Raw genomic sequence first — 23,413 nt, forward strand, 5'->3', positions numbered from 1 at the left:
CTGCCTGAAGCAGCATAAAACCATGTGAAAAACCCCTGGAATTATCTTAATCATAGAGGAAGAAACACTTTGTGTCAAGTTGTTTATGAAACAAAAATGTTTTTGTTACGTTCTTATATAATAATGAAGAAAAAGGATATCGATACCGAAATTATCTGTTGACATCAGCTGAAACATATGATAATGTTTAGTAAACAAAAAACAAAAGTTTCATCAGGGAGACCGGATATGAAGTTTGTATTGATCGGTGCAGGGCAGCGTGGAATGATCTACGCGAAATACGCCTGTGAAATGGGACATGAGATCGCTGCCGTTGCGGAAACCGATGAGGTAAAACGCAGAATCGCCGGCGAAACTTTCGGTATTCCGGCTGAATATCGTTTTTCAGACGGGGAAACCCTGCTGGCACAGCCGAAGCTGGGGGATGCCGCCATCATCGCGACGATGGACCGCGATCATTTCCGGGAAGCCATTCCGGCGATGGAAAAAGGCTATCACCTGCTGCTGGAAAAGCCCATCTCTCCGGATCCTGAAGAGACTCTGAAGATCGAGGAAACCGCGGTGAGGACCGGAAGACATGTGACAGTATGCCACGTGCTGCGCTACAGTCCTTTTTTCAGGGCTTTGAAAAAGGCTGTTACGGACGGGAAAATCGGCCGGGTGATCACCATTCAGCATAATGAAAACATCGGCAACTTCCATATTGCACACAGCTTTGTGAGGGGCAACTGGAGACGAAGCGACCTGGCCAGTCCGCTGGTGATGCAGAAGTCCTGCCATGATATGGACCTGCTGGTATGGCTGGCAGGAAGCGGATGCGAAAGCATCGCCTCTTTCGGAGACCTGACCTATTTCAAAGCGGAAAACGCTCCCGAAGGCGCGGCGGAACGCTGCTGTGACTGCCCGCTGAAGGACAGCTGCCGGTTCAGTGCCTACCGCTGTTACCTTCCTGTGGCCCCGAACTGGCCCGCGGCCGTACTGACGGAAGATCAGAGCGAGGAGGGACTCCGGGAAGCTATCCGGACCGGCCCCTACGGAAGATGCGTATATCACTGCGACAATAACGTCTGTGATCACCAGGTGTCCATTCTCCGCTTTACAAACGGCGTGACAGCCACTTTCAACCTCAGCGGATTCACCAACCGGATGATGCGGACCATCAAGATCATGGGCGAAGACGGTGAAATCCGGGCCAATGAAGATGAAAATGTCATCGAAATCACCCGCTTTGCCAGCAACGGCATTACCCCCGGCGAAACGGAGATCATCCATCCGGAGGAAAGCACAAGCGGACACAGCGGCGGCGACAGCGGTATTGTGGAGGATTTCCTGGCTATGCTGGAAGGCAGGATCAGCGAATCCGCCACAGATATCCATGAGTCGGTCGAAAGCCACATGATGGCCTGCGCCGCCGAAGAAGCCCGGGTTACGGGACAGGTGATCAGCATTGCTGATTTCCGAAGAAAGCATGAAAGGAAGCAGCAGGCATGACAACGGAAAGACTGGACGAACTGCTGCGGATCACCGGAAATATTATTCCGGAAGCGATGGAGGAACACATCAGCGACCTGGAGGCGGATGAAAAGGAACTGCTGCCCCGGGAGACACTGCTTTCGGTTCTGACCGCCAATCATGTTCCGGCTGAAAAGCAGGCGGCGCTTCTGGAAGCACTGGAGGAAGCCAACAAGGTTCCTGAACTGGTGGAGCTTGCCCACGTTATGGCAAAGGACGCGGTGAGGGGACTGGTGCGGTGTCACGCGGTGGAATTCCATCAGCCCAGGCCAGAATGCCTCACCGGCTTTGCCAGGGAAGCCTACGCCTTCCTCTACACCCAGCTGTGTGTACTGGAAGGACGCAAAGCGCTGCGCAAAAGAGGCATTCCGGAAGAATATGACGCGGATATCCCGGAACGGATGACCAGGAAGCAGCTGAAGAAATATGCAGAGACAGGGGATATCAGCTTTGACGATTATCCCTGGGATATGAACTTCTACTGCTGCCAGATCTTTTTCCTGGACCGGTTCTACTTTATACCGTACCGCTGGGGCGGTTCACCGGAAGCCTGGCGTAACACGGAAACCGGTGAAGTGACAGCCCTGTGGCACGCGGGTGTACGGATCCGGAGGGACGGCCAGATCGACGGCGTGAACGGTATCCATGATCCTGAAGCGTTCACTACCGTGTTCAGGGAAACGAACGATACGGTGACAGGCAACCGGGTGCTGCCGGAAGGCCTTGTTTCCCCGGAAGTTGTGACACTGGATAAGAAAACCTGGCGCAAGGCGCTGGGAGATGACGATTATCTGCTGGCACTGCATATTCCGGGCGGGGAAGGCTACACGCCGGAACGCGTGAAGAGCAGCTGTGAAAAGGCACTGGCGTTCTATGACAGGTATTATCCGGAATACCATTACATCGGATTCTGGAGCGAAAGCTGGCTGTATGATCCGGGCCTGCGGGAGATCGTGAAACCGGACCGGAATATCGTTCGGGTCCAGAAGCAGTTCTACTGCTATCCCGTGGAGGAAGGCGACCGGATGATCAGGCTGGAGGTTCTGGGCGACGAAAACGCGGATTACCGGAAGCTGACGCCCCGGAACAGCCTGGAGCGCGGAATGTTTGATGTGTGGGCACGGGGAGACCGGTTCCATACCACAGGCATGTTCCTGCTGCGGGAAGAGGTTCCGCAAATCGGAAAGAATCCTTATGAAACCTGAATGGTTATAAAAGAGAAAGGAGGAGAGATTCGTGCAGAAAACGATCCTGCCCACGAAACGCGGTTTTCGCTGGGAAATGAAGCACAACCGGACACTGTACCTGATGTGCGTACCGGCGCTGCTGCTGCTCCTTGCGTTTGCATACCTGCCCATGGGCGGTATATATATGGCGTTCACAAAATACAATGTCAAGGATGGTATCTTCGGCTCTGCCTTTGTGGGATTCGAGAATTTCTCCTATTTTCTGAAGGGAAATCCATATTTCTGGAAAGCAGTGAGGAACACCCTGATCATCAATTTCTGGGGACTGATTTTCGGCACCATTGTGCCGATTACCATCGCCATCGCGATGAACGAGGTGAAAAACGGCCCTTTCAAGAAGATCAGCCAGAGCGCGATGTTCTTTCCTTACTTCCTGAGCTGGGTCGTTGTAGGCGCAATCCTGTACGGTTTTCTGACAGCCAATTTCCGGATGGACCGGAAAACCGGCGAATTCATTGCGACGGGAGCCAACGGTGTTGTAAACCGTGCCCTCATGTCTCTGGGCGCAAATCCCGTCCGATGGTACGCGGAAGCGAAATACTGGAGAACCATTATCATTTTCCTGGATGTGTGGAAATGGGCCGGGTATAACTCCATCATCTACATGGCTGCCATGTCCCAGTTTGACGGCAGCCTGTACGAGGCGGCTACCATTGACGGCGCCAGCCGGTTCCAGCAGATCCGGTACCTGACGATACCCATGCTGAAACCCAATGTGGTGGTCCTGACGCTGATGAGCATCGGCAGGATCTTCTACGGCGATATGGGGATGATCTGGGGCCTGGTGGGTCAGAACGGTACGCTGCTGGACGAGGTTTCGGTCATTGATACGTATGTTTATACGTCCATGCGTACAATGGGCTTCGGCTTCAGTACAGCCATCGGCCTGTGCCAGAGTGTGATGGGCCTGATCCTGATTGTCCTGGCCAACACCCTGGCCAAGAAGATCAATGACGGGGAGGGATTGTTCTGATGAGTATGACTCTTCGTTCCGCAAAGCCCCATCCCGGTCATATACACCGCAGCAAAGCAGACCGCTGGGCGCGGATCCTGGCCTACATCATTGTCGGATTCTTCGGACTGATTTGCCTGTATCCGATGCTGCTGACGATTGTAGTGAGTTTCACGCCGGATGAAACAGTTGTTAAGGAAGGCTACAGGCTTATCCCGAGTGAACTGTCCCTGAACACATATATATATCTGCTGAATGAAAATAAAGTGCAGATTATGAATTCATACATGGTAACGATTGCTATCACGATAGTCGGAACCGCGGGATCGATGCTGGTTACCTGCATGATTTCCTACGCTATCAGCCTGCGGGAAATGAAATACCGGAACGTGATCGCGTTCATCTGCAACTTCACCAGTATTTTTTCCGCCGGCCTGATCCCCTGGTATGTAATCTGTGTTAACTGGTACGGCCTGCGCAATAATATGCTTGGCCTGATCCTGCCGGCTATGTTCAGCGTATGGAACATGTTCCTGATGCGAACCTATTTCCGGGCTATCAGTCCCAGCCTTTATGACGCGGCCAAGATTGACGGCGCAGGACATATGACGATCTTCTTCCGGATTGCCCTGCCGCTGAGCATTACGGCACTGCTGACAGTTGGCCTGATGTATGCCCTGTGCTACTGGAATGACTGGTGGCACGCGCTGATGTTCATCGACAAACGGGATATGTACCCGCTGCAGTATTTCCTGTATCACATGATGTCCAATGTGAACGCAATCAACAGCGGCCGGGTGCCATCCGGTGCGGCGGCAGGTATAAAGCTGCCCGCGGAAACCGCAAAGATGGCCGTAACGATCCTTACGATCGGACCGATTATCTTCCTGTATCCCTTCATTCAGCGGTATTTTGTCAAGGGCATCATGACGGGAGCGGTTAAAGAGTAATTCAGAATGATGAAGGCTGAATGCGGAAACGAATAATTATCATGATTCATAATGCGTTAAGCATATTATGAAAATAGAAGGAGGGTAAACACATGAAGAAACTGTTGGCAATGGTGCTGGCGCTGACGCTGGTGCTGACCCTGGCTGTGCCGCTGATGGCGCAGGCAGACGACCTGGAGGAGATCACGATCCTGTATCCCGGTGAGGAGACCGACGCGTTTTCCGAATTCATCAACGGCGCCTTTGCCCAGAAGGTGAAGGAAGACCTGAATATGAAAGTGAACTTCCGGTTCCTGAGCTGGGATTCCTACTGGGACCAGAAGAAGATTATGCTGGCTGCCAATGAAACCATCGACCTGTATTGGGACGGCCTGCCGGACCTGTCCAGCATGGTGAACAACAAGGAAGCCCAGCCCCTGGACGACCTGATCGCCAAGGCCTGGCCTGAATACATGAAAAACGTCCTGCCGGAAACCCAGATGGCCGGCGGCAAAATCAACGGTGTACAGTACGGTATTCCGTCCGCCTATGCACCCGCTTCCGCTATGTTCCAGTTTGTCTGCCTGCGGCAGGATCTGCTGGAGCAGGTGGGCATGACTGAAGTGAAGACGGCCGAGGATCTGCGTGAATTCGCCGAGCGTGTGCAGGACCAGCTGCCAGGCTACCGCGGCCCCGGAGACATCATCTTCAAGCCCCTGACCCGTTATTTTGCTGATGAACAGTATTTCTGGGTGGGCTACCAGGACCTGGTGGTCTTCGGCGAAGATACTCATAAGGCATACAGCTACGCCCATACCGACGCCTTCAAGAAGGTTGCTCAGTTCAACCGGGAAATGTTCCTGGACGGCCTGTACCAGGATGAACTGGCCATCAAGTACAACGAGCGTGAATCCCGCGTTCAGACAGGTCTGTACCTGTGGGTGGAAGGCTCCCTGGCCAAGGACCTGGAGATCGGCAACAAGGTGAAAACCGCTGATCCGAACGCTGTGATGGGCAACTATCTGCTGGCACCCGAAAAGCCCCGTTACATCAACACCGCCGGCGGTGAAGTGCTGTGCATTCCGTATTCCGCGAAGAATCCGGAAGGCGCCCTGAAGTTCCTTGCATGGCTGTGGGGCAGCCAGGACAATTACCTGTTCTGCCTGTACGGCGAGAAGGGCAAGGACTGGGATCTGGACGAGACCGGCGCGCTGAAGCTGCTGAGCGAAACAGCTCAGGGAGAAGGATTCTTCTACGAGTGGATGTTCCGCAACGCCAACTATCAGGTGTTCCCCGGTGATGTGAGCAAGGAATACATTGAAAACTATCTGAACTGGGATAATGACGCTCAGGTTTCCGCCATGTTCGGTTTCAACTTCAACAATGAAAACGTGCAGCTCATCGAGACCTCCTGCTCTGAAGCATGGAAGAAGCTTGCACCGATCCTCTACGGCTATGTGGACTTTGACGAGAATTATCCGGCAGCCATTGCTGAACTGGAAGCGGCAGGCATCAACGAATACGTGGATGAAGTGAACCGCCAGCTGGAAGAGTTTATGGCCGGAAAATAAGATTCATTTCAACAATCAATTATCAGCACTGCCGGCAGGAGGAGGGTTCCTCCTGCCGGTATTTTGCGGAAAAAGGCTGAAAACAGGAGAAAAGATATGCGTGAAACGGCGCAGCAGTTCCGGACAGAGGGGACCATCATCGGGTGCGTACCCTTTGGATCCGGTCATATCAACCAGACCTGGCTGGTGGTGACCAACCAGCCCCATCTGTATATTCTGCAACGGGTGAACACAGAAACCTTCCGGGATCCGGAAGGCCTGATGAACAATATCCTGATGGTAACGAAACACCTGCGGAAACAGGATCCCGATCCGCGGCATGTGATGACGCTGGTGAAACTGAGGGACGGAAGGGATTATATCCTGAACGGCCGGAAGGAACTGTGGCGGATGTATGAATATGTGACCGGAGGAGTCTGCCTGGACCGGGCTGAAACAGCAGCAGATTTCCGTAACAGCGGTATTGCCTTCGGATCATTCCAGAAAAAGATGGCGGATTTCCCGGCGGAACAGCTGACGGAAACCATTCCGGGGTTCCATGACACACCGAAACGTTATGAGGCGCTGCATGAAGCGATCCGGGAAGACCGGGCCGGCAGGGTAAAAGATGTACAGCCAGAAATCGGCTTTATGCTGGAGCGGGAAGCAGGTGCAGGGCTTCTGCAGCGGATGCTGCGGGCAGGAGGGCTGCCGCTGCGCGTGACCCACAACGACACAAAGCTGAATAACGTGATGCTGGATGAGAAGACCCGAGAGCCGCTGTGTATCCTGGACCTGGATACTGTGATGCCCGGACTGGCGGCCAATGATTTCGGGGATTCCATCCGCTTCGGCGCCTCCACGGCGGAAGAGGATGAAAAAGACCTGGACAAGGTACACCTGGATCTGGAACTGTACAGGGCGTACGCGGAAGGCTTCCTCGGCTCCTGCGGCGACCGGCTGACCAGAGCGGAGCGGGAAACCCTGCCCGACGGCGCGCGGATCATCACACTGGAAAACGCGGTGAGGTTCCTGACGGATTACCTGAACGGGGACACCTATTATCATATAGAACGGCCGGAGCACAATCTGGACAGGACCAGGACCCAGATGGCACTGACCAGGGAAATGGAAAAAAACGACGGCATCATCCGGAAAATGATGAGCGCGATCTGAACGGAGGCAAACCATGATACAATTTGGCACAGGCGGCTGGCGAGCCGTCATCGGGGACGGGTTTACCCGGGAGAATATCCGGAGGGTAGCCGCGGCACTGGCGCGGAGAATGAAGCAGGAAGGCTGCGCGGAAGAAGGGCTTTGCGTTGGCTATGACCGGCGTTTCCTGAGCCGGGAAGCACTGATCTGGTTCTGCGAGGTGCTGGCCGGGGAAGGCGTGACGGTTTACTTTGTAAACATGAGCTGCCCAACGCCACAGATTATGTTCACAGTGAAGGAGCAGAAGCTTCCATACGGCGCAATGGTGACAGCCAGCCACAACCCAGCCATCTGGAACGGGATCAAACTGTTTACGGCCGGGGGAAGGGACGCGGCCCAGGACGTGACGGAAGCCATTCAGCAGACGGCAAACCAGCTGACGGAGGATGAAATCCGGAGTATGGATTTTGAGGCGGCGAAGGCCGCGGGGATCATCCGGATTATTGATCCGCGGGATAGCTACCTGGATTCCATCCTGCGCCAGGTGAACACGGAAGCCATCCGGAAACGCAGGCTGAGGATTGTGCTGGACCCTATGTTCGGCGTGAGCCTGACGGGACTGCAGACGATCCTGTACACCTCCCGGTGCGACGTGGATGTGATCAATGACCGTCACGATGCCTTCTTCGGCCGTCACCTGCCGGCACCGAACCCGGACACGCTGGTGGACCTGCAGTATGCGGTGAAGGAACATAACGCGGACGTGGGTATCGCCACGGACGGCGATGCCGACCGGCTGGGCATTATTGATGAAAAAGGCAATTACATTACCGCCAATGAAACGCTGGCGCTGCTTTATTCCTACCTGCTGGAGGAGAAGGGCTGGAAGGGACCGGTGGTGCGGAATATCGCGACCACACACCTGCTGGACCGGATTGCCGAGGCCCACGGGGAGAAATGCATTGAGGTGCCGGTCGGCTTTAAGCATATTTCCGCGGGAATGGAAGCCCATGATGCCCTGATCGGCGGTGAGTCCTCCGGCGGCCTGACGGTCCGGGGTCACATTGCCGGTAAGGATGGCCTGTACGCGGCCAGCCTGCTGGTGGAGATGCTGAGCGTGAGCGGGAAAAAACTCAGCGAACTGGTGCAGGACCTGTACAGCCGCTACGGAGAAGCGCATTCAGCGGAATACGACTGGGCCCTGACACATGAGAAGAAGGAAGAGATCCATCAGCTGATCATGGAGGAGAAGAAACTGCCATCCTTTGAACAGACGGTGGTGCGGGTCAACTATATGGACGGATGCAAGGTATACTTTGAAAACGGCTGGGTGATCGTGCGTCCTTCCGGTACGGAACCGCGGATCCGGGTTTTCGCGGAAGCGCCGACACAGGAGGAAGCGGAAGCGCTGGTCCGGAAGATGGCTGCTTTCACCGGACTGCAGTAAAACCAAAACAAACCGGGAATCACAGGGGTGTGATTCCCGGTTTGGGTTTTCCAGGGACGTTTTTATTCACTTACGGTGATGTTGAATGTATTGTAAACCCCGTTATACAAGGTTCCGTCGCAAAGATAATACAGGCGTTCCAGCGTGCCGTCAGTCTGTGTATATTCAACAATATAGATCTCGCCCGGATTGATGACCATGTTATAGTTGCCGGCAGGAAGCCAGTTGCCGGTCCGCGGAGAGTCCTTCAGGTCGTCATAAGCGTTTTCCACCCGCCAGAAATCGCGCTTCAGGTAACCCTGTGCCCAGGAGGAGATATCCTCGCTTCCGAAATAGGATATCTGATATTCTTTCCCGTTAACCGTAACCGTGTCTGTACTGATGACATCGTTTTTCGTAAGATCCGTGCTGTAAACGGCATTCTGAAGACGGCCTTTCAGCTGAGCGGCCATGCAGGGGATGGATCCGCTCATATCCAGCGAAGACGGATCGGTATGGGCGGATCCGTAGATGCCCATGATATCCCGTCTGTCCAGATCTTCCCAGGCACGGAGGAAATTATCGACCATGCAGTATTCACGGTATATATCCGAGACTGTTTCATCTGTAATGCGAATATCATAATATTTCCGCCCCTGTTCAATCGTAAGGGCAGCCAGGCGGTATTCCGGTGTATCCTGTTTTCCTTCAGATGTGAGCAGGGACAGATACCGGGCGCCTGTTGTATCAAACTGGTGTCCTACGTCTGTACCGTGGAAAATTGTTTCGGGGTAAGCGGTCTTAATGCTGCGGTAAAACTCCCTGGTCTGCGGGGAATCATCATTTGATCCTTTCATATCTGTGAAGACCGCATCCAGCAGTTCGTCCGTATCTTCCTGCATCCACCGGTTCAGAAAGGCTGCCGTATAGGAAGGCAGCTCAACAAAAAGATCACGCATGCCGTTTTTATAGCATTCTGACCATGCTTCCAGTTCCTTCTCCAGGCAGGCAGAATCTGAATGCTTTTCTCCGTAAAGGAAGATGTTTCCGGATTTCAAACCGGCGTCTTCCGCAAGTGCGGGACAGGCACAAAGGAACAGAAAGCAGGAAACGAGAAAAAACGATATAACTTTTCGCATCATATAAACCTCCGGATTGATTAATTGATACCATAATTCTATGTCTGATAACCGGGATAAAACATATTCAATATGACTGAATACCGCGGTCTATAGCGCCGGATCCGGCAAAAAAAGCTTCCCCGGAAGGGAAGCTTTTTCATGCGTCAGGATTTTACCCTTCATACAGTTCCAGCAGGATGGCTTTCATTTCCTCACTGTGTTTTTCCATGTCCCGGAAGAGCGCAAACTGTGCGCGGGCCCGGTCCAGGTTCTGGCCGGGACGGTGGATCTTAAAATACACATCGCCTTTCAGGTGGTCGGCCAGGAAACGGAGGCCGTTTTCCAGCGTCATGATGCGGGCACCCGCTTCCAGGGAAAGCAGTTCGTCCCGGGAAAGCATGCCCTTCAGCTGAGACAGGAATCCCCGTGCGAAGGCGCGGTATTTGGGCATCTCCAGATGAATAAGATCCAGGTTCTGTTCATCCTCGGCGGCGCTGCAGGCACCGACCCGGATGGCATCACCGAAGTCATAGGCGAGTAAACCGGGCATGACCGTATCCAGGTCGATCACACAGACGGCTTTTTCCGTGTTCCGGTCCAGCAGCACGTTGTTGACCTTGGTATCATTATGCGTTACGCGCAACGGCAGTTTTCCGGCTGCCAGGGCGTCAGTGAGCACGCGTGTCTCCGCAGCGCAGCCGCGGGCAAAGGCCATTTCTTCCTGTACATCCTTCAGGCGGCCGCAGGGATCCTGCCGGGCGGCGTCTTCCAGCTGGCTTAGCCTGGCCGGCGTGTCATGGAAGGCATGGATGGTCTCATGAAGAGAGGAGGCGGGAAAATCATCCAGCAGGCGGGCAAAACGGCCAAAGGCGCCTCCGCATTCCTCCAGGATATCCAGGTTATCCGGAAGCTCAGGGCTGAACGTATCCGGCACAAAAAGCATGACCCGCCAGACTTGCCCTTCCGCGTCTTCTGCACAGGCTTCACCGGTGCGGGAAGGCACCAGGGTGATGGTTTCCCGATCCGGGTTTCCGCCGGCCTCAGCGATTTTTCCGCGAAGGAATCCGGTGACACGCTGGATGTTTTCCATCACGTCTTTCGGATGGATGAAAACATAGCTGTTGATGCGCTGCAGGATATACTGCTTTTCCGTTCCGGAGATCCGGACCATGAAGGTGCTGTTGATATGCCCGTTGCCGAAGGGAACCGCTGTACGTTCTCCTTCCGGCAGGGCGAAGGCATCCAGGATTTCAGGGTAGTTCTTCATATTAACCTTTTACTCCTCCCGCGGTCAGGCCGGCAGCCAGGTGTTTCTCAATGAGCATGAAAAGGATGACGACGGGAATGGTTGCCAGCAGGGCTGCAGCAAACAGATACTGCCATTCGATCATGTTGAAGGAAGAGAACTGGGTGATACCGACCGTGATAGGTTTATTTGTCTGGGTGGAAATCAGTACGGTGGAAACCGTATACTCGTTCCATGCGTTGATGAAAACGAAAATCAGGGTGGTTACGATGCCCGGGGCGGCCATGGGAAGCAGGATGCGCAGCATGGCACCGAGCACACTGCAGCCATCGATACAGGCGGCCTGTTCCATTTCGGAAGATATGGAGACGAAGGTTCCCCGCAGCAGCCAGATGGCGAAGGCCTGGTTAAAGGCCGCGTTGATGAACATTAGGCCCATGAGGGTATCGTTCAGGTGCAGGGTGTTCATCAGGCGGGATATGCCGACCAGCAGCACCACAGGGGAGAACATCTGGCTCATGATGACAAAACCGAGATAAACTTTCTTTCCGCGGAAATCCATACGGGCCATGGCGTACGCGGCCGGGATTCCGCAGAGCATGGCAATCACTGTTGCGCCGCCGGCAATGAGCAGTGAATTGCCTAGGTAAAGAAGCACATTGCGTTTCAGCGTATCGGTGAGATTGCTGAAAACCCAGCGGGAGGGCAGGATCCGGAGGAAATACATGTCGGTCGTTTCCGCGTTGCTTCGGAAGGCGGTGACGAACATGACAAAGAAGGGATAAAGGATAAACAGCGAGAACAGGATCACGCTGACATAAAGCGCAACACGGAGGAGCGTCTTTTTCAGGGGCTTGCAGGCTGCCAGGACAGAGGCACAGATTGACATGAACGCGGGAATGAGAAGCAGGAAGGGTGCCGCACAGACTGTGTAATTCAGCGCGGAAAGCATGGTGTCCAGCTGGTCTCCCGCGGTACCGGCAAAGAGGAAACGATCCAGGGCCGGGCGGAGACGATCCAGGGCAGAAGAATCACCGCCGGCCTGTGCCAGGTCCGCTGTCCTGGAAAGATCCAGGTTCAGACGGTTGAAAATGACCGGGATCAGGAAGAAGGCCGCCAGTGACAGCACAAAGGAAGCAATTCCGGCTACCCGGTTTCCGGTGAAGGCGGAATACACCGTAAATATCCACGCACCGGCGGACAGGGCCAGGATCAGGATCAGCAGGGTTGAGGAGGGCAGACCCGCGGACAGCAGATCCCAGCCGCTGCGGGTGTTGGCGGCATTGATGGTGAAGATCACCAGCGAGGTGGTTTCATTTTTGCTGTTGACCCGCTCAATGACCTGTTCCTCAATGACAGCGTCCACTTCCTGGGAACGGTATTCCTCCAGCTGGAGCTCCACCTCCTGCCGGACGGTGGTGTATTTGTCATCACCGACAAAGGTGTTGGGAGAACGCTTGATATAAAGCTGGGAAGAAAAGCGCAGAAAGGTCAGGGAACAGAGCAGGACGGTCAGGAGGATCGCGGAAACGATCAGCAGCAGGATCCTGCGGCGGGGGGCCGGAGCGGCAGAAAGAGTATTCATCAGAGTGAATCCTCCTTCCGCATGGTAATGAGCATATAGCATCCGGAAGCAATGCACAGGATGATGAAACCGATCACAGAAAGCGCGGTGGCCGGGCCCTTCCGCTGGTCGTAGAAGGCCAGCATATACAGGTAGGTGACCATGGTGTCCGTTTTATTGGCCGGAGCACCTTTGGTAATCGTGTAGATGATGGGGAAGGAATTGAAAACATATATAATGTTCAGCACGGTGGAAACCGTGAGAGACGGTTTTACGAGCGGAATGGTCACATGGCGCAGCTTCTTCCAGAAGCCGGCACCATCAACGGTGGCTGCCTCATAATAAGAGGCGTCGATGGACTGTAAACCGGAAAGCACGGTAAAGGTGACGAAGGGGATCGTGACGATGATACCGATGGCGCATTCCCAGATGAACTCCACCTGGTAGGAGGAGCGCCAGTTGACGGGATCCTGAAGGAAACCGAGATTCAGCAGGATATTGTTCAGGTTGCCGTATTCCATTTTGATGATGTAGTTCCAGACAGATGCCTGGATGACCAGGGACGCGGCCCAGGGGAAGACCATGATCGACCGGGCGATCTTCCGGCCGCGGAAAGGCTGGTTGAGGACCATGGCGCAGATGAAGCCGATGAGGGTGGAAAGCCCCACCACTGAAACCACCCAGATGGCCGTGTTGACCATGACCTGCGGGAAAGCGGGAGAGGAGACTGCGTCCTGGAAATTCTTCAGTCCGATAAAACCGCCGACAACACCGGCGCGGCTGATCTGGCTGAAGGCCAGACGGAAAACAATACCAATGGGAAATACAACGAAAACCAGCATCAGCAGGATGCTGGGCAGAATCCAGAGATAGGGTTCCCAACGATGACGGACAAACACAGAACGCATGATCTTTCTCCTGTTATAAAAAGGGGGAGGCCGGGGCTTCCGGCCTCCCGGATGATTACGGAATTATTTACCGGTGATCTGGGCCTGGAGCGCATCCAGCAGATCCTTAACGTTTCCGCCGGTGAGGGCCTGCTGTTCAACAGCAATAACGCCCTGCTTCACGTCGTTCCATTCCGCTTTGGTGGTGGGATAGAACTTGGCGCTTCCAAGAACATCCAGCCAGGCCTGGAAGGTGGGATCAGCTTCCACCAGGGCGCCGACAGCGGAGTTCACGGCAGGCAGGAAGCCTTCCATGGAAACCCAGCCAACGTAGTTTGCCGGATCATAGAAGAAGGTGAGGAACTTACCGATGGCTTCGTTGCGGGCAGCCTGATCGGGAGCATCGTTGTCTTTGAAGGCCATGATACGGTCCATAACACCAACGGAGCTGGAGGCTGCGCCTTCATTGTGCGGCAGCGCGGCGGTGCCGGGAACCACGGTGCCTTCCTTTTCGGTAATATAGGTGGGCAGCTGGTTCGGGGCGATGATCATCGCCATCTTGCCGGCCGCAAACATATCCTGGATATCGTAACGGGTCTGGGTGGCAGGGTTCGGATTGGTGAAGCCTTTGTTCACCAGACCGATGGCGTATTCGATGGCTTCGACGTTGGCATCGGAATTCAGGGCCCATTCGCCGTTTTCATCCACGAAACCGCCGTTGTTGCCCCAGGTGTAGTAGGCGAAAGCAGCCTGGCCTTCATCTGTGGTCATGTCGATACCCCAGGGATAGACTTCGCCGCCGAAGGCATCCAGGATCGCCTGGGAAGCGTCTTCCAGTTCAGCCCAGGTTTCCGGAACCTTTTCCACTCCGGCTTCCTTCAGGATGTCTTCATTGTAGAACAGAGCGCGGGCGGATGCCAGGTCCGGAACGGCCCAGACAGTGCCGTCAATCACGGACTGCTCGATGAACTGGGGGAAGAAGTCGTTGAAGAGCTCTTCCGGGCAGTAGTCGGAAACAGGCATCAGCAGGCCTTCATTGGCGTAATCAGCGAACACGTCGATATTCAGGATGTCCGGCGCGTTGTTGTTGCTGATCCGGGTGGAAACGACGGTGTACAGGTCATTCCAGGAAACAACTTCAAGGTTCAGCTTGATGCCGGGATTGGCTTCCTCGAACTTCGCGACGAAGTTGGAACCGTCCATGCCGTCACCGAGGAACCAGTTCTGGGTGTTGTTGCCGTACTGGGCAATGATGACGTCCAGCGTAATGTCTTCCGCGTGGGCAGAAACAACGGCCAACGACAGGAACAAAGACAGGGCCAGAATGACAGAGAGGAATTTCTTCATGGTATACCTCCATATGTTTTTTTTCGCAGCGAAACCGGCTGCTTATGATAAAAAAAGTATACTGTTACACAGGGCCTTTGTCAATCCGGAAACGCTTGATTTTTCCTGCGTTCTGTATACCGCGGGAGGTGAAAACGCTGCCTGTGTTGTCCTGAAAAGCATGGACGGTTTTCGAAAAAACAGCCGGCTTTCCGATACGAAAAGCCGGTGCGGATACGCGGTCAGTTCCTGCGGCAGAGACGCAGCGTTTTGATCTCAAAGGGACGGAAGGACAGTGTGAACGTACTGTCCCTGACAGGCAGAATATCACCCGGTTCTTCCGCCAGGGAGCAAAGACGGGCTCCGCCGAAGGGAAGATGCGGATGTATGACAACGGTACGGGAGCCGCCCATGCTCTCAAACAGGCGGATGATCAGGTCACCGGAGCCGTCCTCCGCCAGCTTGACACTTTCAACGGAAACCGAGGGATCGCTGGAGGTCAGCAGGCGAAGCGGAACGGAGGAACCGGGAACAGTGATCAGCGGGTCATTCAGGACTTCCGCTGCTTCTGTGACACCGGAGGTTTCCAGCGGACCGTTCCAGGCACGATAGACATAAATGAAACGATGCCGTCCACGGTCCGCCTCGGCGTCCGGATAAGTCGGCGCTCGCAGGAGACTGAGGCCGATGACGCCGTCATTGACGGAGACGCCATATTTGCAGTCGTTCAGGATGGCAGCCCCGCGGGAAGCATCCCGCAGCGCGGTCCATGCATGGGCACAGACTTCAAAACGGTCGGTATCATACCGGCGTGAACGATGGGCGGGACGGGAAAGATGACCGAACTGGATCTGGTGATCCGCGTTGTCGGCATCAATGCCAGTGTCAAAGGTAACCTTCAGCAGGCGGTGGCGTTCCTGCCAGTCCGCTTCCGTGATGAATTCCAGCTGTTCCTCCTCGGCTGTGAGACGGATCCACTGGGTAATGACAGAAGAGGAGAAACGGGTTGTGATCTTCAGTTCAGCAAAGATGCCGCTGGGGCAGACAATCTCAGCAGTGCAGTCCGCATTCATTGGAATCTCCCGGCGTTCTGTCTGGCTGTCCAGGTCCCAGGCATCGAAACGACGGGGAAGATCCCTGTAAAGATGGAGAACGTTGGAATGGGAACGGATTCTTTCCTGTCCGTCCTGGAGCAGTACGAAGGAAGTCAGTTCGCCCCGCTCGGAAAACACGGCCCGCAGGCAGGAATTTTCCAGCACATAGTTTTTTCCTTTCCGGCTGACGGTAGCACGGCTGTGTACAGGGACTTTGGCCGGGTACATGGTGACGGCGGACATGGGCTCCAGGCTGGCCAGAACCAGTGCCTCGTTCTTATACTCCGCAGCCTGGAAACGGACACCTTCCCGGGTGACCGCACCCTCCGCAAAACGGATATCCGCCTGGATCACGCGGGTAATCCGATGGGAGGAAGGGTTGAATACGGTGAGCCCCTGGCCGTTCCGGCAGAAGGAGAGAAGGGCATTCTTTGACCCGCGGAGTGCGGTATCCCTGACGCGGGCAATGTCCATGCGTGCTTCCTCATAGACTCTGGATATGGCGGAACCGGGAAGGATATCATGGAACTGGTTGGTCAGCAGCAGTTTCCAGCTTTCCTCCAGAGCCGCGGCGGGATAATCGGCACGGCCGGTGAAAGCGGCCATGGCAGCAAGCATCTCCCAGACACGGAGCATATGCTCCGCACGACGGTTCCCTTTTTTGATCATAGCCTGGGTTGTATAAGTGCCGCGATGGCAAGGGAAATACAGTTCACCGCGGACAATGGGAAGGGAACCGTTATTCCGCTTTTTCAGGTACTCCCCGGGTGTGGTCCAGTAAAGCTTCGGGGCGCCCTGCAGGTCCCTTTGACGGCGGATCAGTTCCATATCATCCCGCGTAGGACCTCCGCCGCCGTCTCCGTAACCGAAGGGAAGATAGAAATCACGGCTTCCGTCTCTTTCCAGGCGGCTTGTCCAGTGCTTATGAACAGAAGCGGCATCCACCCGGGTTTCATAAGCCATATGCAGAAAACCGGGAATTACGGAACCGTCAAGCCCCCGCCACAGAAAGGCGTGGTGCGGGAAGGGTTCCGCGTCATTATAGGACCAGAAAATCTTCTGGGTTGTCAGGCCGGTCATTCCGAAGCCTTTGATGATCTGGGGAAGGGCGGCACTGTATCCGAAGGTGTCGGGGAGCCAGGCCACCCGGCTTTCCACACCCAGCACATCCCGGAAGTAACGGCGGCCGTAAAGGAACTGACGAACCAGCGCCTCTCCGCCGGCAAGGTTGGTATCCGGTTCGACCCACATCCCGCCATCCGCGATCCAGCGTCCTTCTGAAATGGCTTTCTTTACTTCCTCAAAAAGATCCGGATAGTGTTTCCGGCAGAGTTCATATTCAGCACATTGGCTTTGCAGGAACAGAGCTTCAGGATATTCTTTCAGCAGACGGAGCTGCGCCGCAAAGGTACGGGCTGTTTTCCGGCGGGTTTCAGCCATGGGCCAGAGCCAGGCAAGATCCAGATGCGAATTGGCTGTTACCCCTATGGACGGAGCGAAGGTTCCGTTATGCGCATGAACAAGCGGGGCAATCATTAAGCGGGCAGCGGTACAGGCTTTCCGGCGGTTAGTGACCGGCTGCTCAAGATCCAGCGTATCCAGGAGATCGGCAACCCCTTTTTCCAGAGCTTCGCTGAAAGCGTCATCAGGATCCAGATACCGGTGCACATCCCGAAGGACTGTCAGATCCAGCCAAAGCTGGTAGGCCTCTTCATTCCACCAGCCGAAGGTATTCTCTCCGACAACGGACGATGCGGTATGAGTGAAAGCAACCCCGGCTTCGGGGAAAACGGGAAGGGAGCGCTGGTCCGGAAGCGGTGTGCCGCCGTATACCTCAATGGCAACGGTAAAGCTCTCTCCGCCGGAAGCACAGATGCAGACGGTCTGGTCCACCATATAATGATGGGGATGATCCATCCGGTCAGCCCTGCGCGCGCCGAAGGGTTTTCCGTTGACAAAAACCGTGGCTTCCCCTCCGGGATTCAGGTTCATGACGATCCGCTCTCCGGCGGCTTCCGGGGGGACTGTGAAAGAACCGAACATCCACGCGTATTCCCAGGGGCTGCCCCAGACCGTTCCCGCCGGCCATGGGGTACGCGGCGCGGCTTCGGCTTCGGACAGGGTCATATCCTGTTCCTCCCTGAATCCTTCCAGGGGGATGGAACCCAGCGGATGGTAAAAGTCCGCCGCCAGGGCTTCTATTATGCGATTCAGCTGATCGGCGATCTCGTTGATCATACGAATCCCCCTATATTGATGTTTCAAAAATGGAAAGAATCATACCAATGCATCAGAACTTTTCTCTACTGCCATCATACGACCATGAGGCGAAGTGGGCAAGGGGAAAATTGCGTGAATATCAGGAAACAGAGATATATAAAAAGACGCCGGAGAAACTCCGGCACCGGTGAAAACAGAATCCGGTTTATTCCAGGACAAAGGTCATCCGGACGGGATTGTGATCGGAGCAGACGAAACCGTAATCCAGGGTTTCGACTGATTCGGCTTTCACATTGGAAGAGACGATAAATCCGTCTATCAGATAGAACTGGAAACCTTCTTTTTCCGAACCGGCATAGGAGCGGTCCAGGGAACGGCAGGTGGGGAAGCTGTTATCCATATGGAGGGTAAAATCGCTGCCGAAGGCAGACGCGTCGATCACGCCGGGCTGCCACATTCCGTCGTACACAGGGTAGGCGCTTTGGTCAATGTTGGTGAAACGCTGATTGAAGTCGCCGCCGGCGATCACATAATTGCCTTTCGCATATTCCTCCTGCATCAGGGAGACCAGCTGCTTTGTCTGGGCTTCCTTGCCCTCGCCGGAATCATAAGCTTCCAGGTGCAGGTTGATCAGCACCAGTTCCTTATCGGTTCCGGCAACCGGGAACCGGCTGACCAGCAGGCATCTTTTCAGGTTAAACAAACGGATGGGCCAGGAGAAGGGAACCGGCAGGGAAACCCGTTCCGCTGTCCGCGGCGTAGCGGCGCTCAGGGTGTACAGGCCGCTTTCCACATGACCCATGGGCGGCAGAGGGTAGGGAACAAAGAGAGTATTGAAGTTATAGGCAAAAGAATCCGAGGCGCCGGGGAGAACATCCCGCAGGATGGTACGTTCATCCGTTCCGTAACTGCGGGCAGAGTTGATGTCCACTTCCTGGAGGATTACCAGGTCCGGATTCAGGGCTTTCAGCGCATCGCGGATGCCTGACAGGTTGGAATCCACACGCTCTTTATCCGCGGTGTAGACAGAAGTTCCGCCATCCATGAAGAAATCGGCATTATCACCAAGGGCGCCGTATCCGCAGTTCCAGGAAACAACAGAAAGGGGATCGCCGGTTGTGAGAACCGCTTCAACGCTTCTGTCGGGAATGATGACCTCCGTATCCGCCGGCCTGTATTCGGCAGCAGTGAAAACGCCCAGTACCACTGCCAGGAGCAGAACAAGCGCCAGAATGATCCTAGTGATCAGCTTCAGTAATTTCCTGAAAAACCTCATGAATCCACCTCCTGTTCAGGTTTAAATATCGGATTGGTAATGAAGGAAAAACTGCCTGTGAAATCAGTCATAAATGGTACGGCCGTGCTCATCCGGAATGCCGCTGAGACGATGGAAGAAGGTGTTGATGATATCGCACCACTCCCGGGCGTTGTACAGCTGTTTGTCCATGCGTTCACGGATCACGGAAGCGTCCGGTTCCGGGAAGACAATGGAGGACAGCTTATCCGCCATGGCGCGGGTTTCCTCCAGTCCCTCAAAATGATCGTCATAAATACGCTGGATCAGCGTACGGCCGTCCCGCATCCGGAAAGTGTAGGGAAGGCGGTGGTAGAAAAGAAGGAACAGGTCCGGACAGGACGCGGGATCACCGTATTTGTCCCGGAAATACTGCGGATACTGATCCAGGTAGCCGGTGCCTTCATGGGTGCGGTCAATGCCGACCGCGTTCCGGTCCGCTTTATGATAGGTACCCCACAGGTCATATTCATAACCGGAGGGGTTTGGTCCGTAATGGTCATGGGGTGTGACCATCCAGCCGATGCCCAGGGGCGCAGTATACTTTTCATAGGTCCGGCGGGAAGAAAGCAGCAATTCAACAAGGGTCTGCTCCTGGAGGGGGTCCAGTTCATAGGTCAGGCGGCACCAGCGGGTAACGGCAGCCGTCATGTCCACATCAGGATCCCAGGCAAGCAGGCCGAAGGTATAAAGGTTGACAGCCGCCAGGGGGTGACCGGTGTAGTTTTCGTCATCACCGAGGTTGGAAACGGCCGCAATGGACATGATATTGTCCGCCGGCAGTTCCTCATACAGTTCCTTCCACATGGGGATCATGGTATACAGGTCGATCTGGTGACCGGTGTATTCCTGGGCCAGCTGCAGTTCCATGGCCAGTTTTGTTTTTTTCATCCCCAGCAGGAGCGGGCTCAGGGGTTCCCTGACCTGGAAATCAAAGGGACCGTGCTTGACCTGCAGGATGACGTTGTCGGAAAAGGCGCCGTCCAGGAAAGCGTAGTGTTCCCAGGCAGCCTTCGGCCGGTCGGTTTTGGTATCCCGCCAGTCCTGGCGGCAGTTATAAACAAAGCAGCGCCAGACTACCACTCCGCCGAAGGGACGGAGGGCTTCCGCCAGCATATTGGCGCCGTCCGCATGGTTGCGGCCGTAGGTAAAGGGACCGGGGCGGCCTTCGCTGTCCGCCTTGACCAGGAAACCGGCAAGATCCGGAACAGCGGCATAGACCCGCTTTGCCGTATCCTGCCACCAGGCGCGGACAGCGGGATCCAGCGGGTCGGCGGTCGCAACCCCGTGACGCATGGGCTGTGAGAAGTCCACAGAAACCATGAGTTTAACGCCGAAGGGGCGGAACAGATCCGCAAGCGCCGCAAGGTCGGGAAGATAATCCTCCAGCAGGAGCTGCGCGGGGTAATGCACGTTCACATTGTTGATACACAGGACGTTGAGCCCGGCGGAGGCCAGAAGCCTGCCCAGGGTACGGATCCGGTCCGCGTCATAGTCCAGGCGCCCGTTCCGGAAAAAGAGACTCCGGCCGGCATAGCCGCGTTCGATTTCGCCGTCCGCGTTATCCCAGCAGTTGATCATCCGCAGGGCATATTTCGGAGAAGAGGATACCGGACGGGTGATCTCCTGTCCGCAGAGGCGGTCTGTGATCAGACGATAGGCCGCGTAAAGCAGGCCGGTGCTTCCGCCGGTCAGCAGGAAAGAACCGTCATCCAGCGGATCGATCCGGTAAGCGTCGCCCATGGAAGCCTGTACCCGGAGTTCCGTTTTCAGGCCGGGAAGGGCGGAACCGAGCTCAAAACGTGCCAGTTCAACGGGTGTGTGAAGATCGGCAGGGATATCCTTTTTCAGTTGCCGGAGCCATAAATTCATCGGTGTAAGTCCTTTCAGGAACGATAGTATGATACGGCATCCGGAAACCGGATTCTTTCATGTCCCCTGTATGCCGTTTTAATCATATTATTATACTCCCGAAATGAAGTATTGAACAGTGCGGAATGATGAAAGAGGGAAAAATCTTCCGTAAAAAACAGCCGAAAGTGAAACACCTGACAAATGCATAACACACCTGAAAACGGAACAATCATTGTATTTTCATTGTTTTCAGGGCTTTGAAGAATTGACATTCAAAGAAAGCCGGTTGTAAAATTTTGCGCAAGAGACAAAGGCGTCTTCGGGCTGTCGGTTCGGAGACGTTATTTTCTATTATCTTTTTTGAGAGGGTGGGAATACTATGACCAAGAGACTAAAGTCTGTTCCGTGGATCCTTCCGGGTGTGCTGCTGATGTGTACATCTGCTGCTGCAGCAGAAGAAGCAGGCGGCGGATTCCTGGACAGTGTTGCCAATGTGAACAACGCCGTGAACGGTGTTGTCTGGGGAGTTCCCGCCCTGATCCTGCTGGCATTTGTCGGCGTCCTGATGACCGTGCTGACGAAGGTTTTCCAGGTGTCCCATTTCGGCCACTGGATGAAGAAGACCATCGGCGCTGTTTTCCATGACAAGCATGTGACTTCCCATACAAAAGACAAAAGCATATCCCAGTTCCAGAGCCTGTGCACCGCTCTTGCCGCAACGGTGGGTACCGGCAACATCGTTGGTGTTTCGGGCGCTATCCTCATGGGCGGTCCCGGCGCTGTTTTCTGGATGTGGGTCATGGCTTTCCTGGGCATGATGACCAACTATTCCGAAAACGTGCTCGGCATCTTCTACCGCCGCAAGAACTCCAAGGGCGAGTGGTCCGGCGGCGCCATGTACTACCTGCGTGACGGCCTTGGATCGAAAAAAGGCTGCAAGACGCTGGGACGTATCCTGGCTGGCCTGTTTTCCTTCTTCTGCCTGGTCGCCGCGTTCGGTATCGGTAACATGACACAGGTGAACGCCATCTCCGGAAACATGCAGAATGTATTTGGAATTCCCACCTGGGTGACCGGCGCGATTGTGATGATTCTGGTCGGCCTGGTTGTGGTGGGCGGACTGAAGCGGATCGCTTCCGTAACCGAGAAAATCGTTCCCTTTATGGTGATTCTGTATATGCTCGGCACCATCGCCATCTTCTTTATCAACATCGGACAGATCGGTGCCGTGTTCTCCTCCATCTTTAAAGGCGCGTTCGGCATGGAAGCGGCTGCCGGCGGCGTGGTGGGCTACGGAATCAAGCTGGCCATCGAATGGGGTATGAAACGCGGCGTGTTCTCCAATGAAGCCGGTCTCGGTTCCTCTGTTATGGTCCACTCCAACTCCAACGTCAAGGAACCGGTCAAGCAGGGTATGTGGGGCATCTTTGAAGTATTTGCTGACACTATCGTGGTCTGCACCCTGACTGCTTTCGCTGTGCTTTCCTCCGGGATAATCGATCTGAATACCGGTGTGCTGACAGATGCCTTCAGCAACCTGACCAAGAATGACCTGGTTGCCACCGTTTTCAACAAACAGTTTGGCGTGATCGGCTCCGGCTTTATTGCCATATCCATTGCGCTGTTTGCGTTCTCTACCGTACTGGGATGGAGCCACTACGGAACGAAAGCCTGTGAATACCTGCTGGGTGAGAAAAACACTGTTCCATACCGGGTGATTTTTGTGCTGCTGGTGTTCGGCGGCGCGGTGATGGGGGACAACCTGGCCTGGGATCTGGCTGACACGTTCAACGGCCTGATGATGATCCCGAACCTGATCGGCGTGATCGCCCTGTCCGGCGTTGTGGCGAAGATCACAAAGAACTATGTGGACCGTCACCTGCGCGGCCGCCAGATAGAGCCGATGTACTCCGCTTTCCAGGATATACAGGAGGAAGAGGAAGCGGCTCCTCCCACTGACGAAGACGACTGATTTCCGAAAAACAACATCCCCGGGCTGAACGGCCCGGGGATGGTTTTTTCTATTTGCAAGTGAT

16 protein-coding genes are annotated in these 23,413 nt (G+C 54.9%); 8 read left to right on the forward strand and 8 right to left on the reverse strand.

Annotation, left to right across the window (positions count from 1 at the left end):
- Positions 1-228 precede the first annotated feature (228 nt).
- The 7 genes from JYE50_RS02915 to JYE50_RS02945 all read left to right on the forward strand — a co-directional run bounded on the left by JYE50_RS02915 (position 229) and on the right by JYE50_RS02945 (position 8,792).
- Entirely contained in the window at positions 229-1,491 is a 1,263-nt protein-coding gene (locus JYE50_RS02915; protein WP_084094291.1) for a Gfo/Idh/MocA family protein, read from the forward strand.
- Entirely contained in the window at positions 1,488-2,717 is a 1,230-nt protein-coding gene (locus tag JYE50_RS02920; protein ID WP_084094293.1) for an acyltransferase domain-containing protein, read from the forward strand. Before JYE50_RS02915 ends, JYE50_RS02920 begins: the two co-directional genes overlap by 4 nt.
- Before the next feature lie 31 nt (positions 2,718-2,748).
- Positions 2,749-3,732: an ABC transporter permease gene (locus JYE50_RS02925; RefSeq protein WP_283399135.1), complete on the forward strand. Its 984-nt coding sequence runs from the start codon at positions 2,749-2,751 to the stop codon at positions 3,730-3,732.
- On the forward strand, positions 3,732-4,661 hold the full coding sequence (locus JYE50_RS02930; RefSeq protein ID WP_283399136.1) for a carbohydrate ABC transporter permease: 930 nt from the start codon (positions 3,732-3,734) through the stop codon (positions 4,659-4,661). The genes JYE50_RS02925 and JYE50_RS02930 overlap by 1 nt, the downstream gene beginning before the upstream one ends.
- Before the next feature lie 92 nt (positions 4,662-4,753).
- Positions 4,754-6,211, forward strand: coding sequence for an extracellular solute-binding protein (locus JYE50_RS02935; RefSeq protein WP_084094295.1), 1,458 nt, complete (start codon positions 4,754-4,756; stop codon positions 6,209-6,211).
- 96 nt (positions 6,212-6,307) lie between these two features.
- Positions 6,308-7,366, forward strand: coding sequence for a phosphotransferase enzyme family protein (locus JYE50_RS02940; protein WP_084094949.1), 1,059 nt, complete (start codon positions 6,308-6,310; stop codon positions 7,364-7,366).
- Positions 7,367-7,379: 13 nt separating this feature from the next.
- Positions 7,380-8,792: a phosphoglucomutase/phosphomannomutase family protein gene (locus JYE50_RS02945; protein WP_084094297.1), complete on the forward strand. Its 1,413-nt coding sequence runs from the start codon at positions 7,380-7,382 to the stop codon at positions 8,790-8,792.
- Between the two features lie 62 nt (positions 8,793-8,854).
- Here JYE50_RS02945 and JYE50_RS02950 read toward each other — a convergent pair whose 3' ends face one another.
- The 8 genes from JYE50_RS02950 to JYE50_RS02985 all read right to left on the reverse strand — a co-directional run bounded on the left by JYE50_RS02950 (position 8,855) and on the right by JYE50_RS02985 (position 21,395).
- On the reverse strand, positions 8,855-9,829 hold the full coding sequence (locus tag JYE50_RS02950) for a TraB/GumN family protein (protein ID WP_143763475.1): 975 nt from the start codon (positions 9,827-9,829) through the stop codon (positions 8,855-8,857).
- 235 nt (positions 9,830-10,064) lie between these two features.
- Entirely contained in the window at positions 10,065-11,159 is a 1,095-nt protein-coding gene (locus tag JYE50_RS02955; protein WP_084094299.1) for a phosphotransferase enzyme family protein, read from the reverse strand.
- 1 nt (position 11,160) lies between these two features.
- Positions 11,161-12,723: a carbohydrate ABC transporter permease gene (locus JYE50_RS02960; protein WP_283399137.1), complete on the reverse strand. Its 1,563-nt coding sequence runs from the start codon at positions 12,721-12,723 to the stop codon at positions 11,161-11,163.
- Positions 12,723-13,610 (reverse strand): carbohydrate ABC transporter permease, encoded by an 888-nt coding sequence (locus JYE50_RS02965; RefSeq protein ID WP_084094300.1) that lies wholly within the window; start codon positions 13,608-13,610, stop codon positions 12,723-12,725. The genes JYE50_RS02960 and JYE50_RS02965 overlap by 1 nt, the downstream gene beginning before the upstream one ends.
- 63 nt (positions 13,611-13,673) lie before the next feature.
- The gene (locus JYE50_RS02970; RefSeq protein ID WP_084094301.1) at positions 13,674-14,936 is read right to left on the reverse strand and encodes an extracellular solute-binding protein; all 1,263 of its coding nucleotides are present in this window, start codon (positions 14,934-14,936) and stop codon (positions 13,674-13,676) included.
- 221 nt (positions 14,937-15,157) lie between these two features.
- Positions 15,158-18,247 carry an alpha-mannosidase gene (locus JYE50_RS02975; protein WP_084094303.1) on the reverse strand — a complete coding sequence of 1,030 codons (3,090 nt, stop codon included), beginning with the start codon at positions 18,245-18,247 and terminating at the stop codon, positions 15,158-15,160.
- 187 nt (positions 18,248-18,434) lie between these two features.
- Positions 18,435-19,505 (reverse strand): endonuclease/exonuclease/phosphatase family protein, encoded by a 1,071-nt coding sequence (locus JYE50_RS02980; protein ID WP_084094304.1) that lies wholly within the window; start codon positions 19,503-19,505, stop codon positions 18,435-18,437.
- Between the two features lie 63 nt (positions 19,506-19,568).
- Positions 19,569-21,395 (reverse strand): hypothetical protein, encoded by a 1,827-nt coding sequence (locus tag JYE50_RS02985; protein WP_084094305.1) that lies wholly within the window; start codon positions 21,393-21,395, stop codon positions 19,569-19,571.
- 412 nt (positions 21,396-21,807) lie between these two features.
- Between JYE50_RS02985 and JYE50_RS02990 the strand changes: the two genes are divergently transcribed.
- On the forward strand, positions 21,808-23,349 hold the full coding sequence (locus JYE50_RS02990) for an alanine/glycine:cation symporter family protein (protein WP_084094951.1): 1,542 nt from the start codon (positions 21,808-21,810) through the stop codon (positions 23,347-23,349).
- The last annotated feature ends 64 nt before the right edge of the window (positions 23,350-23,413 follow it).

It is taken from the genome of Aristaeella lactis (assembly GCF_018118585.1).
Classification (GTDB): Bacteria; Bacillota; Clostridia; order Christensenellales; family Aristaeellaceae; genus Aristaeella; species Aristaeella lactis.